The sequence below is a fragment of the Neobacillus vireti genome, assembly GCF_001026695.1.
Classification (GTDB): Bacteria; Bacillota; Bacilli; order Bacillales; family Cytobacillaceae; genus Neobacillus; species Neobacillus vireti.
On the sequence record NZ_LDNB01000012.1, the window covers coordinates 52,673 to 69,060 of the forward strand.

Consider the following 16,388-nt stretch of genomic DNA (forward strand, 5'->3'; position numbering starts at 1 on the left):
TAAAGGAAACACGGAGAGCGGAGCGCATCCGTGCTTGACTTATCGTAGGGCGGAGCGCGAAGGACACTAGCCGCAAGGGCGCTGGAGCTGGATAATTCTCAAAGTTAAAAATTTATACTTTCTTATTCCACATAAAGGGCAAAGCTTCCATGCTTTGCCCTTTTAAAATTCGCTGATTTCGTTGCGGATAAAAAGGCAAAATAAGGCTAAAATAGTACTGTAAAGGATGTTCAATTTTTATCAAATAAGAGGTGAGCGCCATGAAGTTCTTTTGGATAGCAATGTCTCGGTTATCTATACCTGTATTCGCTGTTATTCTCTTCATGTTTATCGGCGGGGCACCGTTCATTGTGATTACCGGCTCCGCTGCGCAGCTGGACAGCCATCAATCAAAGCAAATGCAGGAACCGCTAAACATAACAGTGATTTTGGAACGAATGTACCTCGATGGAGAAATCAGTCAAGAAGTAATCCATGAGACATGCTGGTCAATGGAGAATTTTTGGGCAAGGTATGACCAGTGGCAGCTTACCGATACGGATCACTCGACCTATGTTTTTAGGAAACAAGTTGACGATATCTCCCCATTATTGAAAGCAAATGGCTTTTTTGGTATTTCTGAGAATGGGGTGTTGACGATTTTTAACGGAAGGCCCGATCAATCACGAATCATTCAATCTTTTTTTCAAATAGATATCAAGAGGCTGGAAAGTAATAAACAGGAACAATTGATTCAAGGGATCCCGATTAGGTCGAAAGATCATTATGTGCAAGTATTAGAAACATTTAAGTCCTATTCAGTAAATAAAGAATAGAAATATCCTAAAAACAGACTGATTAAGTGAAATCAGCCTGTTTTTTTTGCAAAACTTTTAGTCTTGGCATTTTTTCTAGACTCGAATTAAGTTTATTAGCGAATTTCGTATAGATATTAGCGAATTTCAAACATTTATTAGTGAATTCCAACAGTTTATTAGCGAATTTCAAGATTTATTAGCGAATCGCCTAAAACTGAAAATTCAACCTCTTCTCAGCGCAGCTATTTTCTATAACTAAGATGAAATTGTATGGTAAAATGGGATTTAGTGAAATTAGGGGAGAGAATACGATTGTATGAATTTATTAAAGGGACCGTCGAATTTGTTGGTCCGGAATATATTGTGATTGAAAACAACGGGATTGGTTATCAACTATCAACACCAAATCCGTTTATTTATGCCAGTAAAATGGAAACAATGGTTATTGTATATACCTATCATTACGTTCGCGAGGATATCAACGCATTATATGGCTTCGAAACAAGGGAAGAGAAAAAGCTTTTCACGAAATTATTAAATGTTTCAGGCATCGGACCGAAAGGGGCACTCGCTATCCTTGCTTCCGGTGAGGTGCAGCAGGTGGTCACGGCGATTGAAAATGAAGACGAAAGCTTCCTTATCAAATTTCCCGGCGTCGGCAAAAAGACAGCTAGGCAGATGATTCTTGACCTAAAAGGAAAATTGCAGGATATCGTTCCAGACTACTTCCCGAATTTGTTTAATGCAGATACACATCCACTACATACACAAACAAATAACACGGCTCTAGAAGAGGCCATCCTTGCCTTGAAAGCTCTTGGCTATTCAGAAAAAGAAATAAAAAAGATTTCACCTGAATTAAGAAAAGAACAGCTGACAACAGACCAATACATTAAAAAAGCCCTGCAAAGGCTTTTAAAATAGGTGATGTTCCATGGAAGAAAGAATTATTTCGAGTGAAGTGAATGAGAGTGAGATCAGCTTCGAACAAAGTCTGAGACCGCAAACCTTAAAGCAATACATTGGACAGGATCAGGTGAAGGGCAATCTAGAAATATTTATCAAGGCAGCTCGTCTCCGTAAGGAAACGTTAGATCATGTTCTTCTTTATGGTCCACCGGGATTGGGGAAGACAACACTTGCGGTTATTATCGCCAACGAAATGGGAGTGAATATCCGGACAACCTCAGGACCGGCAATTGAAAGGCCGGGTGATCTGGCAGCCATTTTAACAGCATTAGAGCCGGGGGACGTTTTATTTATTGACGAAATTCACCGGCTTCCGCGGACGATTGAAGAGGTGCTTTATCCGGCGATGGAGGACTTTTGTCTTGATATCGTGATTGGAAAAGGACCGAGTGCGAGGTCCGTCCGCCTCGACCTGCCGCCATTTACCCTTGTCGGTGCGACGACAAGAGCGGGCTCGCTATCCGCGCCCTTAAGGGACAGATTTGGAGTTTTGAGCCGGCTCGAGTATTATAAGGAAGATCAATTAAAAAGTATTGTCATCAGAACGGCTGAATTGTTCGGTACCGAAATAGACGACGCTTCAGCTGCAGAAATTGCCAGGAGAGCAAGGGGAACCCCGAGGATTGCCAATCGTCTGCTCCGCAGGGTGCGGGACTTTGCTCAGGTTAAAGGAAATGGTACAATTGACCTTACCCTCGCAAAGGAAGCTCTAGAACTGCTTCAGGTTGACCGCCTTGGCTTAGACCACATCGACCATAAGTTGTTAAAAGGCATTATTGAAAAATTCCGCGGCGGTCCTGTTGGTCTTGATACAATTGCCGCATCCATCGGTGAAGAATCGGAAACGATAGAAGATGTTTATGAACCGTATTTATTACAAATTGGTTTTTTACAAAGAACACCACGGGGGCGAGTAGTCACCGGAGCCGTATACGACCATTTTGGCATCGAGATGCCAGCCCAATGATTCGTTATTTTAAAAAGATTAGGATGTCATAATATGAAAGTAGATTTATTTGATTTTCATTTGCCTGAAGAATTAATTGCTCAAGTACCTTTAAAAAATCGGACAGACAGCCGGTTAATGGTATTGAATAAAGAAACAGGTGAAATCAATCATGAAGTTTTTAAAGATATTACTCAGTATTTGCGTGAAGGGGATTGCCTTGTCTTAAATGACACAAAGGTATTGCCTGCACGCCTTTTTGGCGTCAAACAAGATACCGGCGCCAAAATTGAAGTCCTGCTCCTGAAACAGCTTGAAGGCGACCAGTGGGAAACCCTTGTGAAGCCGGCCAAACGGGTGAAGGAAGGGACCGAAATTGATTTCGGCGACGGCTTGCTTACTGCCGTGTGCACAGGAACCTCTGACCATGGCGGCAGAGTGATGGAATTCAAATATGAGGGGATTTTTTACGAAGTGCTTGATCAATTAGGCGAAATGCCGCTGCCCCCATACATAAAAGAGCAGCTCGAAGACCGCGATCGATACCAGACTGTGTTTGCCCGTGAACCAGGTTCCGCTGCCGCACCGACGGCAGGGCTTCATTTTACTGAAGAACTATTGACCGAAATTAAAGAAAAGGGTGTCCATGTTGCGTTTATCACCCTCCATGTTGGCCTTGGTACGTTCAGACCTGTAAGTGTTGAGGATGTATTGGAGCATGATATGCATTCGGAATTTTATATTGTAACGGAAGGAACCGCGCGGCTCTTAAACGAGGTACGTCAAAATGGCGGCAGAATCATCACCGTCGGGACGACATCAACAAGGACGCTGGAAACCATCGCTTCCGCTAATGAGGGGCAATTTGTCGATGGAAGCGGCTGGACCAATATTTTCATTTATCCTGGCTATAAGTTTAAGGCAATCGATGGAATGATCACCAACTTCCATTTGCCAAAATCAACCTTGATTATGCTCGTCAGTGCCTTGGCCGGCAGGGAAAATATTTTGCACGCCTACACGACAGCAGTGGAAGAGCGGTACCGATTCTTTAGCTTTGGCGATGCAATGTTCATCATCTAAGGTCATAAACGGTGGCGTAAACAGCAATAGAGGTTTTGCATTAGGAAGGAGACAACAATTTGACTGCGATTCGTTATGAATTAATTAAAACATGTAAACAAACGGGGGCTCGGCTTGGCCGCGTTCATACACCGCACGGGTCATTTGATACACCTGCCTTTATGCCGGTTGGAACACTGGCGACGGTGAAAACGATGTCCCCTGAAGATTTAAAAGAAATGGGCGCCGGGATTATTTTGAGCAATACCTACCATTTATGGCTCCGCCCCGGACATGAAATCATCAAGGAAGCAGGCGGGCTTCATAAATTTATGAACTGGGACCGGGCGATCTTAACGGATTCCGGCGGGTTTCAGGTGTTCAGTTTAAGCGAATTCCGCAAAATTGAAGAAGAAGGGGTTCATTTCCGCAACCATATGAGCGGGGAAAAATTATTTCTATCGCCGGAGAAAGCGATGGAAATCCAGAATGCCCTGGGCTCGGATATTATGATGGCCTTTGATGAGTGCCCGCCATATCCGGCAACCTTCGATTATATGAAAAAGTCAGTCGAGCGGACATCGAGATGGGCGGAGCGCTGTTTAAATGCGCATGCCCGCCCTGAAGACCAAGGTTTATTTGGCATCGTTCAAGGGGGAGAATATGAGGAACTTCGTAAACAAAGTGCAAGAGACCTAACATCCCTTGATTTTCCTGGATATGCAATCGGCGGCCTGTCGGTGGGCGAACCAAAAGACATTATGAATCGAATGCTTGAATACACGACCCCGCTATTACCGTCCAATAAACCCCGCTATTTAATGGGGGTAGGTTCACCGGATTCATTAATTGACGGCTCAATCCGCGGAATTGATATGTTTGACTGCGTGCTGCCAACAAGGATTGCCAGAAATGGTACCTTGATGACAAGTACGGGCCGGCTGGTTGTTAAGAATGCACAATATGCGAGGGATTTTGGACCGCTCGATGAAAATTGTGACTGCTATACATGCCGAAATTATAGCAGGGCTTACATTCGTCACTTAATAAAGTGTGACGAAACATTCGGAATTCGATTAACGTCTTACCATAATCTTTATTTTCTGTTAAGATTGATGGAGAAAGTCAGACAAGCCATCATGGAAGACCGGCTTGGTGATTTCCGCGAAGAATTTTTTGAACGTTACGGCTTTAATAAACCGAACGCGAAAAATTTCTAATAGATACTTTTTGAAAGGAGGGAAACAGTTATGGCAGGAGGACTTGGAACAATTGGTCCATTAATATTAATGTTTGTGTTGTTTTATTTCTTATTAATCCGCCCGCAGCAAAAACGCCAAAAAGCAGTTCGGCAAATGCAAAACGATTTGAAGAAGGGTGACAAAATCGTCACGATTGGTGGATTACATGGGATTATCGACTCGATCGATGATAATAAAGCTGTAATTAAATGTGGAGACGGAAGCCGTCTTACATATGACCGCAATGCAATTCGTGAAGTCACGGAAGTTGGCGGAGAGAGTGTAAGCCTTTCAAAATAACACGTAAAAAGGAAGCCATTTGGCTTCCTTTTCTTTATGAAGACCGCCTTGAATTATTGTTAGCGATATTAACCCCTAAGATTCCACCCATCATCGCAATTAATGTATAGCAAGTGTGGTAAATTACTTGCTCTGTGTCAAACAAGCGATCATAGCCCAAGTATTGAAATAAAAAAACCACTAGCGAGTAAATAAGCCCAGTTAAACCGCCGATAAGCCAGCCCTTTTCTTTACGCTTACCCCCGGAAAGAAAACCGCCGCCGAATAGCGCAATAAATGATAATGCCGTTATGATATATTGAAGCATTCCCTCCTCGGCGGACGTAAACCTTAGTATAAATGCAAATATCAGGCTGCATAACACAGCAAAAGCAAAGATAAAAATTAATCCGTACATGATGGATGTCCCTAAGCTTTTTGATTCGATTTTAACTCTCCCCCTTCAGCATCCTCCGTGGCTGTTTTTTATTTAACTATCCCAGCCATGGCCTTAGATACAAATTTCTTTCCTAGTACAAGCGTATTCACGAGATCAGGAAAGTAGAATGAAAATTTGTCCGCTTTTCACAAAAGAAAACGAATGATTCTTAGTAAACTAGCGGACAATAGTACGGAATGGAATAAAAGGGGCGATTAGCAAGTGGAAGTTTATTTGAGTATTATTTTACGAACGATATTTTTATATTTACTGATGCTCGTCATATTTAGGATCATGGGGAAGCGGGAAATTGGCGAATTAAGCGTCCTTGACCTGGTCGTTTTTATCATGATTGGTGAGATGGCTGTTATTGCAATTGAAAATACGAAGGACCCGCTATTTCATACGGTGGTACCGATGGTTCTCTTGATGTGTATTCAAATCACGCTCGCGATCATTTCGCTAAAAAATAAAAAATTTCGTGATATTGTGGATGGACAGCCAAGTATCATCATCAATCGAGGAAAAATTGATGAGGAGGCAATGAAGAAGCTCCGCTATAACTTTGATGATTTAATGTCACAATTAAGAGAAAAGGACATTAGGAGTATTGGAGATGTTGAATTTGCCATTTTAGAAACCTCAGGCAAACTGTCTGTTTTAGAAAAAATTTACGACCCGAAGCAGCCCAAGACGCCTGCTAAGAATGGTGATATTACCGTCCCGCTAATTATGGATGGAACAATTGAGGAAGAAAATTTAAAAAGGATCAATAAAACCAATCTATGGCTCCGTCAAGAACTTAAAAAACAGGGCTACCGCGATATTAAGAAAATTTCCTTTTGCAGCTATGAAAACGGTAAATTTTTCATTGATACCCAGGATTAAAGGTATAGACACGCCGGTAAAACTGCGTGTCTTCTAATTTGTTCAAAATAACTTCCCAATCCAAGGAATTCGGTGGATTTCATCTTTTTTAATCAGTCCGAATAACAGGAGCATGACGAGATAGGATATTCCCATGCCAGTAATCGAGGTTAACACCCTTACCAGCAAATGTTCGCTTAAGAGGATATTTTCAAATAGCCAATATCCTAACCAGCCGGAAGCGCCCATGACGAGAAAACCTTTAATATAATCGCCAACATAAAATGGAAAGGTAACTTTTTTCAAAACAGTGGCAAAGTGAAGAATCGTTACTAACACAAAGCCAACAATAATTCCGAGTGCAGCCCCCGTGATGCCGAAGGAATCCTGTGAGGCAAGAGAAAAGATGACAGCCGTTTTGACAACGGCGCCAATAAGACTGTTAATCATCGCCGCTCTAGCAAGATTTAACGCTTGGAGAACAGCCTGTAATGGACCTTGATAATAAAAAAATAAGAAGAACGGGGCCATTAAGCGAATAAAGTATGACCCTTTTGTTGACCCATACATTAACTGCATTAGTGGGTCTGCCAATACATAAAGGACAATGACGGCAAGCCCGCCGGTTAAAAACGTCAATCTTAATGCCTGCTGGAGCCGATAGGCGATTAACTTATGGTTATTGCGGGAATTGGCCTCACTGATGGCTGGAACCAAAGATGTTGCCAATGAAAAGGTGACAAAAGACGGGAGCATTAACAGCGGCATCGCATAGCCGGTTAACAGCCCATATTGTTTTGTCCCATTCACCGCTAGAACACCTGCTAGCGCTAAGCTGTGAGCAACGACAATCGGTTCAAAAAACCAGGCAACAGAACCAATCATTCTGCTTCCCATTGTAGGTAAAGCAATTTCCATTAAATCTTGAAATGTCTTTTTCCCTTTTTGGGCAAATTGGAAGAAATTCTTTCGAAGCGGAAAACGTTTTTTCAATTTGAAGGTCGTCATAAGGTAAACCAGTGATAATAGTTCACCTAAAACAGATGCCGCCATTGCCGCTGCTGCCGCATATTGAACTCCATAGGGAAGAAATGCTTTTGTCATCACGGCAATTAGGGTAATTCTTACAATCTGCTCTAAAATCTGCGAAACGGCTGACGGGCGCATGTTTTGTCTTCCTTGAAAGTAGCCTCTTAACACAGAAGAAACGGCAATAATTGGAATCGCTGGCGCAATCGCAATTAAAGGGTAATATGTCCTTGGATCGGTGAACAGTGTCGTTGCTAGAATAGGTGCCAGCAGGATGATTGCCGGTGTAAGAATGATTGATAAGCTAATTGTTGTTGCAAGGGAAACAACAAGGATTTTTTTTATTTCGGCATAATCACCTCTTGCCTCAGCCTCGGCAATATTTTTTGATATCGCTACGGGAAGCCCCAGCTGTGTAATGGTGACGACAAGAATAAAGGTGGGATACGCCATCATGTATAGGCCCACACCTTCTTCACCAATGCTCCGCGCTAGGACAATCCGATAAATAAAACCGAGGACCCTAGTAATTAATCCTGCAATTAATAGGATAAAAGTCCCCTTTAAAAACTTCGACATGCTGACTCCCACCTTCTCAAAAAAGAAGAATTCATATACAATTAACTATATGCTTAATGGTGGACAAAGCATGACAAGTAGTAAGACCTTTTTAAATGGAAGTAACTTTAGGGGGCAGAGTGAATGGATAATAACCACAGATACGATTATTTTCGTACCCAGGTACAGCCGGCACTAGCAAGTAAACTTTCAGAGTTTCGCTTGCTTGGTTACGATTCGGTAACGGAACAAGAGCTTTGGGAATTCTTAATTAAGAAAAAGTGGAAGAAGGTAAAGGATGAATTAATGCTGCATGAAATTATCCAAGCCATTCTCTCTGTTAAGGTAAGTGATTATCTCAGCTTTGCAGCAATCGAGACATATAAAACGGCTGAATTCTCACTTGATGATGAAAATGAATTGAAAGAGTTATTGAAATAATCCCACCATTTTCAAATTGACAGCATTTCTAACTTATTCCATAATAGTAGCAGTGACTTTTTTTATTATTTGGACGTAAACGTGCTAAGGCACAGGCACTAAGGAGGAACAATACATAATGGTAAAGCGCAGCAGAATTATTGCTTTCTTTCTTGTAATCTTAATTGCAGGAAGTACTATGGGAGCAACAGCAAAAAACGTTATTAATAATATGAAACTTGGACTGGACCTACAAGGCGGATTTGAGGTTTTGTACGAGGTTGAGGCGGCGAAAAAAGGTCAAAAGATTGATAAAGAGGTATTGGCTAGTACCGCTGAAGCTCTCGACAGACGGATCAACGTCCTAGGGGTAAGTGAGCCGAGCATTCAAATTGAAGGAACAAACCGAATCCGCGTTCAGCTGGCTGGAATCACTGACCAAAACAAAGCACGTGAGATTTTGTCTACTCAGGCAAATTTATCGTTCCGCGATGCAAATGACCAGCTGAAGATGGACGGCACAGACTTAAAGCAAGGCGGGGCAAAGCAAACTTTTGATGAAAAGGGCGCACCAAGCGTTAGTTTAACATTAAATGATGCGAATAAATTCCGCAAAGTATCTGAAGAAATTATGAACACGAATCCAAATGTTCTTGTTATTTGGATGGATTTTGAAGAGGGAAAAGACTCCTTTAAAGCTGAATCAGCAAAACCAAATCCAAAATATATATCAGCTCCAACTGTAAAGCAAGTATTTAATCAAAATACGGTTTCAATTGTGGGCAATTTTACAGCAAAAGAAGCGCAAACCTTGGCATCGCTTTTAAATGCTGGATCATTACCGGTAAAGCTTACAGAAGTGTACTCTACGTCTGTCGGCGCTAAGTTCGGGGAACAGGCATTAAATGAGACGATTTTTGCAGGAATCATCGGTGTCGCTATCATTTTCTTGTTTATGATTTTCTATTATCGTTTTCCAGGATTCATTGCAGTTATTGCGTTAAGTATTTATATTTATTTGATTCTATTGGTTTTTGATTGGATGAATGGGGTATTAACACTGCCGGGAATTGCCGCGATTATTCTTGGGATTGGTATGGCTGTTGACGCGAATATCATTACCTACGAGCGGATAAAAGATGAGATTAAAGTTGGTAAATCGATTAAATCAGCATTCCAGGCTGGTGAAAATCATGCGTTTAGGACCATTCTTGATGCCAACTTGACAACAATGTTGACAGCAGGTGTATTATTTTTCTATGGGACAAGCTCTGTAAAAGGGTTTGCTACGATGTTACTCGTGAGTATCTTTATGAGTTTTCTCACCGCTGTATACGGGTCAAGGTTTTTGTTAGGTTTATGGGTTCACAGTGGATTATTTAAAAAGAAACCAACCTGGTTTGGTGTACATCCGTCCAAAATTCATGATATTGCTGAAAATTTTGATACAATAGATCTCCCAACCAGATATGATAAGCTAGATTTTATTAAAATGAAAAATAAATTCTTCATTTTTTCAGGTGTGCTTCTCGTTGCCGGTATAATCATTCTTGCTATTTTCCGTTTGAACCTAGGTATTGATTTTGCGAGTGGCACGCGCGTTGAAATTCAATCCAAAACACCTTTAACAACGGCGCAGGTTGAAAATGCTTTTGACAAGCTTCATTTAAAAACAGATGACGTGGTCATTTCAGGAGATAAAAAACAAATTGGCGCTGCTCGATTGGTTGGTTTTTTATCGAAAGATGAAATCGCCCATTTAAAAGCAGAGTTTAATAAGGAATTCGGCTCAGAGCCGAATGTCAGCGCTGTTTCGTCAGAAGTTGGGAAAGAGCTGGCGAAAAATGCCGTTAAAGCAGTTTTGATTGCATCGATAGGAATTATTCTCTACGTTACGATTCGATTTGAATTGTATATGGCAATTGCGGCCGTTATTTCCTTGCTTCACGATGCGTTCTTTATAATTGCCTTCTTTAGTCTTACAAGACTTGAAGTCGATTTAACCTTTATTGCTGCTATTTTAACAATTGTTGGTTATTCGAACCACGATACAATCGTTACCTTTGACCGGATTCGTGAAAACTTGCATAAGAAAAAGCGTCTCAAAACCGTTCAGGAGATTGCTGACGTTGTAAATGTTAGTATCCGTCAAACATTAACGCGTTCGATCAACACTGTTTTAACCGTATTAATTGCTACTACAGGTTTAATGATTTTCGGAAGTGCATCGATCCGCAATTTCTCTATCGCCTTGTTTGTAGGATTAATTGTCGGGGTATACTCTTCCCTTTTTATCGCAAGTTCACTATGGTTTGTTATGAAATGTAGAGAGCTAAAGAAAAAGGGAGTTATTAAAACAGAAAAGGTTAAAAAGAAATATTCAGATCAACCACAAGTGTAATTTTTGGAAAAACCGCAGAACTTCTGCGGTTTTTCTTTATTGAAAGCTGTTTAATGCTCCTGTATAATAAGAAAGTCTGAGGGGTGAACAAGCAAATGTTAAAGTCAAAATCAAGATGGATTGTTCGCAGTTCTGATCACAATCTAGTAAAAATGCTAGCTCAGGAGTTGAAAATTACACCTCTAGTTGCGTCTCTGCTTGTCAACCGTGGCTTAGACAGCCTAGAATCTGCACGGTGTTTTTTATTTGGCAAGGATGAATTTCATGACCCGTATTTATTAAAAGGGATGGATATCGCGGTTGCGAGAATTCGAGAAGCAATTGAAAAGCAAGAACCCATCCTTATTTTTGGTGATTATGACGCTGATGGTGTAAGCAGTACATCGGTGTTGATGATTGCCCTTCGTGACTTGGGAGCAAATGTACAATTCTACATCCCAAATCGTTTTACTGAAGGATATGGACCAAATGAACCGGCATTTCGTCAGGCGGCGGAAAGTGGAATAAAATTAATTATTACTGTTGATACTGGAATATCTGCTCTCCATGAAGCAGCAGTGGCAAAAGAAATCGGAATTGACCTAATCATTACCGACCACCATGAACCGGGGCCAGTCTTACCGGAAGCACTTGCAATTATCCACCCGAAACTTCCGGATAGCGACTATCCATTTCGGGAACTGGCAGGAGTAGGAGTCGCGTTTAAACTTGCCCATGCCCTTTATGGAGCAGTTCCAGAGCATTTACTCGAAATTGCCGTCATTGGAACAATTGCCGATTTAGTTTCATTAAAAGGTGAAAACCGGTTGATTGTAAAAAAAGGGCTTGAAAAGTTAAAGGCTACGAAAAATATCGGTCTTAAAGCGATTTTAAAATTGGCTGGGGTCGATCCTCTGTCAATAAATGAAGAAACGATTGGCTTTACGCTTGCACCGCGGATTAATGCCGTGGGCCGCTTAGAAGATGCAGACCTAGCCGTTCAGCTTATCCTCACAGGAGACCCGGAGGAAGCACAACATTTAGCGGAAGAAATGGATGCGTTAAATAAGACCAGGCAAGCGATTGTCAATGCGATAACCGCTGAAGCGATTCAAGAAGTGGAAACAAATTATCCAATCGAATCCAATAAGGTTCTCGTCATCGGTAAAGAAGGCTGGAATGCCGGTGTCATTGGCATTGTCGCCTCAAGGCTAGTTGATAAATACTACCGGCCAACGATTGTGTTGAATTTTGATCCAGATAAAGGGGTCGCAAAGGGATCTGCCCGGAGCATTGCCGGCTTTGACCTGTTCAAAAATTTATCGACCTGCCGTGAGATTCTTCCTCATTTTGGCGGTCACCCGATGGCTGCAGGAATGACCTTGAAATTAGAGGATGTTGCTGAGCTCCGGACAAGACTAAATAACCTTGCTGAGGAGCAGTTAACTGAAGCGGATTTTGTCCCAGTAACCTATCTTGATGAGGAAATCCGTCTAGAAGACATTAGTGTATCGTCAGTCGAAGAAATGAGTCTGCTTTCTCCTTTTGGAATGGACAACCCTAAACCAAAAGTTTTAATAAATAATGCGACAATTGCCAGTATGAGAAAAATTGGCAGTGAGCAAAACCATTTAAAGGTGTTAGTGAATGAAGCTGATGCCAATCTCGATGGAGTAGGTTTTGGGTTAGGCGCTTTAGTTGACCAAATTTCACCTGCTTCAAAAATTTCATTCATTGGGGAATTATCTATTAATGAATGGAACAATATACGTAAACCACAAATTTTCATTCACGATATCGCGGTGAATTCATGGCAGTTATTTGACTATCGCGGGCAAAAGCGAATGAGCGCCATTGCTCAATCCGTACCTGCTGAAAACAGGAAATTCATTATTTTTAATAAAGAACATCTAGAAAAAATGAGCCCTGAATTGATGGCTGATACCATTCATGTTCAAGATATCGAGGAAGCAAAAGCTCTCAATTGTAACCAGGCAAATATCGTCTTAGTTGACTTCCCGCCCTCAAAAGAGATTCTCGTGGTTTTATTAAAAGGGAAACAGCCGGCAAGGGTGTATGCCTATTTTTATAAGAAATCCAGTGATTTCTTCAGCACGGTTCCAACCCGTGACCATTTTAAATGGTTCTATGCCTTTTTAGTAAAGAAAGGTCCGATCGATCTTAAGCGATATGGCGAAGATATCGCCAAACATCGCGGCTGGTCACAGGAAACGATAAACTTTATGGCAAAGGTGTTTTCTGAACTGGATTTTGTTACAATAAACAATGGATTTATTTCTTTAACAACCGGCGCGCAAAAGCGTGATTTAAGTGACTCTAGAACATATCAAACCAAACAGATGCAATATGCTCTTGAACGGGATTTATTGTTTTCGTCCTTTCATGATTTAAAGGGCTGGTTCGATCAAGTTATCCAAGAGTCGGTAGAAACTGAGGAGGCAATAACAGAATGGATTTAAAGCAATTTATTACCATCGTACCCGATTGGCCAAAGCCAGGAATTAAATTTAAAGATATTACCCCATTAATGAATGATGGTGAAGCATATAAATATGCAACTGACCAAATCGTTTCTTATGCAAAAGAGAAACAAATTGATATCATTGTAGGACCTGAAGCTCGTGGCTTTATTATTGGCTGTCCCGTTGCTTATTCGCTGGGAGTAGGCTTTGCCCCAGTCCGTAAAGAGGGCAAACTGCCGCGTGAAACGATTAATGTGAGCTATGGCCTGGAATACGGAAAAGACGTACTGACGATTCATAAGGATGCAATTAAACCTGGACAACGCGTGTTAATTACGGATGATTTGTTAGCAACCGGCGGTACGATTGAAGCGACGATTCAATTAGTGGAAGAGCTCGGCGGAGTAGTCGCTGGTATCGCTTTCTTAGTTGAGTTAAGCTATTTAGATGGCCGGAAAAAGTTAGACGGCTATGATATTTTAACACTTATGCACTATTAAAAATAGCTTAGAGGGCACTCAGATGAGGGTGCTCTCTTTATATAATAAAAAAATAATATTCGACATATCTCGATAATTTGTAGAAATTACTTACAATCTCTTTACATCTTCGCTATTTTTTTCGATAATAGAAACAATCATTCTAATTTTGTAACAATATTTTCAAAAATACCATTAAATAATAAAATGAGACGAAAATAAAGGTGATTTTCATGGCGAATGATCAAGTGTTGACAGCCGACCAAGTCATCGACAAGACCAAGACCTATTTAAATGAAGAGCATGTTGATTTAGTTAAAAAAGCGTATGAATTCGCAAAACATGCTCATCGTGAACAATATCGAAAATCAGGCGAGCCGTACATTATTCATCCCATCCAGGTTGCAGGGATTCTAGCTGACTTGGAGATGGATCCTGCGACGGTTGCTGCGGGTTTTCTTCACGACGTCGTGGAAGATACAACTGTATCCTTAAAAGATTTAGAGGAAGCTTTCAATGACGAAGTGGCGATGCTTGTCGATGGGGTAACAAAACTAGGGAAAATTAAATATAAATCTCACGAGGAACAGCAGGCCGAGAACCACCGGAAAATGTTTGTGGCAATGGCTCAGGATATTCGCGTTATTCTCATTAAGCTTGCTGACCGTTTGCATAATATGCGGACACTGAAGCATCTTCCTGTAGAGAAACAGCGCCGAATTTCAAATGAGACACTTGAAATTTTTGCACCTTTAGCACATCGTCTTGGTATATCTAAGATAAAATGGGAGCTGGAAGATACAGCATTAAGGTATTTAAATCCGCAGCAATACTACCGGATTGTTAACTTAATGAAGAAAAAGCGTGCGGAACGGGAGCAATATCTCGAGGATGTCATCGAGGAAGTCAAGACGCAGATGGGTGAAGTTTCGATCAAGGCAGAGCTTTCAGGCCGTCCTAAGCATATTTATAGTATTTATCGAAAAATGGCATTGCAAAATAAGCAATTCAGTGAAATCTACGATTTGCTTGCAGTAAGGATTGTCGTCAACAGCATTAAAGATTGCTACGCGGTTCTCGGTATTATTCACACTTGTTGGAAACCGATGCCCGGCCGCTTTAAGGATTATATTGCGATGCCGAAGCCGAATATGTATCAATCGCTGCATACAACCGTAATTGGACCGAAAGGCGACCCGCTTGAAGTGCAAATTCGCACCTATGAGATGCACCGGATTGCCGAATTCGGGGTTGCAGCACACTGGGCCTATAAAGAAGGAAAAGCCCTCAGTGACAGCTCTTCTTTTGAACAAAAATTAACCTGGTTCAGGGAGATTCTAGAGTTCCAAAATGATACCGCCAATGCCGAAGAGTTTATGGAGTCATTGAAAATTGACCTGTTCTCCGATATGGTATTTGTGTTTACACCAAAAGGCGATGTCATTGAACTTCCATCCGGTTCTGTTCCAATCGATTTTGCTTATCGCATCCACTCGGAAATAGGCAATAAAACAATTGGCGCCAAAGTGAACGGCAAAATGGTGACGCTGGACTATCGACTGATGACCGGGGATATTATTGAAATATTAACCTCCAAACATTCCTATGGTCCAAGTCAGGATTGGCTGAAGCTGGCACAAACTTCGCAGGCGAAGAACAAAATCCGCGCCTTCTTTAAAAAGCAGCGCCGTGATGAAAATGTCGTCAAGGGGAAAGAGCTAGTCGAAAAAGAAATCCGTAACATGGAGTTCGAGCTGAAAGAAATTTTAACATCAGACAATCTGAAAAAGGTTGCTGAAAAATTTAATTTTTCCAATGAAGAAGATATGTATGCCGCTGTTGGCTATAACGGGGTCACGGCCTTGCAGGTAGCGAACCGCTTAACGGAGAAATGGCGCAAGAAACGCGACCAGGAACAATCTGCGAGCATTACCAATGTGATTTCGGATTTAAAAACATACCCTTCAAGTAAGAAACGGGAATCCGGCGTCCGTGTTCAAGGGATTGACAACCTGTTAATTCGTTTATCGAGATGCTGTAACCCGGTTCCAGGCGACGAAATTGTTGGCTTCATTACGAAGGGCCGCGGTGTCTCCGTTCACCGTTCCGATTGTACGAACATTGATTCGAATGATGCCCAGGCAAGGTTAATTCCGGTCGAGTGGGAATCTTCCTTAAATGATCGCAAGGAATATAATGTGGATATCGAAATCAACGGCTATGACCGCCACGGAATTCTTAATGAAGTGCTTCAAGCGGTTAATGAGACGAAAACAAATATATCTGCTGTCACCGGGAAATCAGACCGTAATAAAATGGCAACCATCAGCATGTCAATTGCAATCCACAATGTAAACCATTTGCACAAGGTTGTCGAACGAATTAAACAAATCCCGGATATTTATTCCGTCCGCAGGATTATGAATTAAGGAGTATTGG

14 protein-coding genes are annotated in these 16,388 nt (G+C 41.5%); 12 read left to right on the forward strand and 2 right to left on the reverse strand.

Annotated elements, in window-relative coordinates; translation table 11 throughout:
• The first annotated feature begins 260 nt into the window (after positions 1-260).
• The 6 genes from AA980_RS13200 (at position 261) to yajC (ending at position 5,315) form a co-directional block, all read left to right on the forward strand.
• Complete coding sequence (locus AA980_RS13200; protein ID WP_024030165.1) at positions 261-815, forward strand: intercompartmental signaling factor BofC; 555 nt, start codon at positions 261-263, stop codon at positions 813-815.
• 294 nt (positions 816-1,109) lie between these two features.
• The gene (gene ruvA, locus AA980_RS13205; protein ID WP_024030164.1) at positions 1,110-1,721 is read left to right on the forward strand and encodes a Holliday junction branch migration protein RuvA; all 612 of its coding nucleotides are present in this window, start codon (positions 1,110-1,112) and stop codon (positions 1,719-1,721) included.
• A gap of 10 nt (positions 1,722-1,731) precedes the next feature.
• The gene (gene ruvB / locus AA980_RS13210; RefSeq protein WP_024030163.1) at positions 1,732-2,733 is read left to right on the forward strand and encodes a Holliday junction branch migration DNA helicase RuvB; all 1,002 of its coding nucleotides are present in this window, start codon (positions 1,732-1,734) and stop codon (positions 2,731-2,733) included.
• A gap of 33 nt (positions 2,734-2,766) precedes the next feature.
• Entirely contained in the window at positions 2,767-3,795 is a 1,029-nt protein-coding gene (queA, locus tag AA980_RS13215) for a tRNA preQ1(34) S-adenosylmethionine ribosyltransferase-isomerase QueA (protein ID WP_024030162.1), read from the forward strand.
• Positions 3,796-3,854: 59 nt separating this feature from the next.
• Positions 3,855-4,994: a tRNA guanosine(34) transglycosylase Tgt gene (tgt, locus tag AA980_RS13220; RefSeq protein WP_024030161.1), complete on the forward strand. Its 1,140-nt coding sequence runs from the start codon at positions 3,855-3,857 to the stop codon at positions 4,992-4,994.
• Between the two features lie 30 nt (positions 4,995-5,024).
• Positions 5,025-5,315, forward strand: a complete 291-nt coding sequence (yajC, locus tag AA980_RS13225; RefSeq protein WP_024030160.1) for a preprotein translocase subunit YajC — start codon at positions 5,025-5,027, stop codon at positions 5,313-5,315.
• A gap of 34 nt (positions 5,316-5,349) precedes the next feature.
• Here the strand turns inward: yajC and AA980_RS13230 are convergent, their stop codons facing one another.
• The gene (locus AA980_RS13230) at positions 5,350-5,712 is read right to left on the reverse strand and encodes a TIGR04086 family membrane protein (protein WP_024030159.1); all 363 of its coding nucleotides are present in this window, start codon (positions 5,710-5,712) and stop codon (positions 5,350-5,352) included.
• 243 nt (positions 5,713-5,955) lie between these two features.
• Between AA980_RS13230 and AA980_RS13235 the strand changes: the two genes are divergently transcribed.
• Positions 5,956-6,621: a DUF421 domain-containing protein gene (locus AA980_RS13235; RefSeq protein ID WP_024030158.1), complete on the forward strand. Its 666-nt coding sequence runs from the start codon at positions 5,956-5,958 to the stop codon at positions 6,619-6,621.
• Between the two features lie 42 nt (positions 6,622-6,663).
• Here AA980_RS13235 and spoVB read toward each other — a convergent pair whose 3' ends face one another.
• Complete coding sequence (gene spoVB, locus AA980_RS13240; RefSeq protein ID WP_024030157.1) at positions 6,664-8,208, reverse strand: stage V sporulation protein B; 1,545 nt, start codon at positions 8,206-8,208, stop codon at positions 6,664-6,666.
• Positions 8,209-8,331: 123 nt separating this feature from the next.
• Here spoVB and AA980_RS13245 point away from each other — a divergent pair, with 123 nt between their 5' ends.
• The 5 genes from AA980_RS13245 to AA980_RS13265 all read left to right on the forward strand — a co-directional run bounded on the left by AA980_RS13245 (position 8,332) and on the right by AA980_RS13265 (position 16,378).
• Entirely contained in the window at positions 8,332-8,628 is a 297-nt protein-coding gene (locus AA980_RS13245) for a post-transcriptional regulator (RefSeq protein WP_024030156.1), read from the forward strand.
• A 118-nt stretch (positions 8,629-8,746) separates the two neighbouring features.
• Positions 8,747-11,008 carry a protein translocase subunit SecDF gene (gene secDF, locus AA980_RS13250; RefSeq protein ID WP_024030155.1) on the forward strand — a complete coding sequence of 754 codons (2,262 nt, stop codon included), beginning with the start codon at positions 8,747-8,749 and terminating at the stop codon, positions 11,006-11,008.
• 95 nt (positions 11,009-11,103) lie between these two features.
• A complete protein-coding gene (recJ, locus tag AA980_RS13255; protein WP_024030154.1) occupies positions 11,104-13,467 on the forward strand; it encodes a single-stranded-DNA-specific exonuclease RecJ in 2,364 nt (787 codons plus the stop codon).
• Positions 13,458-13,970 carry an adenine phosphoribosyltransferase gene (locus tag AA980_RS13260; RefSeq protein ID WP_024030153.1) on the forward strand — a complete coding sequence of 171 codons (513 nt, stop codon included), beginning with the start codon at positions 13,458-13,460 and terminating at the stop codon, positions 13,968-13,970. Before recJ ends, AA980_RS13260 begins: the two co-directional genes overlap by 10 nt.
• A 212-nt stretch (positions 13,971-14,182) precedes the next feature.
• Positions 14,183-16,378 carry a RelA/SpoT family protein gene (locus AA980_RS13265; protein ID WP_024030152.1) on the forward strand — a complete coding sequence of 732 codons (2,196 nt, stop codon included), beginning with the start codon at positions 14,183-14,185 and terminating at the stop codon, positions 16,376-16,378.
• Positions 16,379-16,388: the final 10 nt, after the last annotated feature.

Coding starts and splice junctions, on each gene's coding strand:
- AA980_RS13200 (WP_024030165.1), top strand. CDS start 261: ATGAAGTTCTTTTGGATAGCAATGTCTCGGTTATCTATACCTGTATTC.
- ruvB (WP_024030163.1), top strand. CDS start 1,732: ATGGAAGAAAGAATTATTTCGAGTGAAGTGAATGAGAGTGAGATCAGC.
- queA (WP_024030162.1), top strand. CDS start 2,767: ATGAAAGTAGATTTATTTGATTTTCATTTGCCTGAAGAATTAATTGCT.
- yajC (WP_024030160.1), top strand. CDS start 5,025: ATGGCAGGAGGACTTGGAACAATTGGTCCATTAATATTAATGTTTGTG.
- AA980_RS13230 (WP_024030159.1), bottom strand. CDS start 5,712: ATGTACGGATTAATTTTTATCTTTGCTTTTGCTGTGTTATGCAGCCTG.
- spoVB (WP_024030157.1), bottom strand. CDS start 8,208: ATGTCGAAGTTTTTAAAGGGGACTTTTATCCTATTAATTGCAGGATTA.
- AA980_RS13245 (WP_024030156.1), top strand. CDS start 8,332: ATGGATAATAACCACAGATACGATTATTTTCGTACCCAGGTACAGCCG.
- secDF (WP_024030155.1), top strand. CDS start 8,747: ATGGTAAAGCGCAGCAGAATTATTGCTTTCTTTCTTGTAATCTTAATT.
- recJ (WP_024030154.1), top strand. CDS start 11,104: ATGTTAAAGTCAAAATCAAGATGGATTGTTCGCAGTTCTGATCACAAT.
- AA980_RS13260 (WP_024030153.1), top strand. CDS start 13,458: ATGGATTTAAAGCAATTTATTACCATCGTACCCGATTGGCCAAAGCCA.
- AA980_RS13265 (WP_024030152.1), top strand. CDS start 14,183: ATGGCGAATGATCAAGTGTTGACAGCCGACCAAGTCATCGACAAGACC.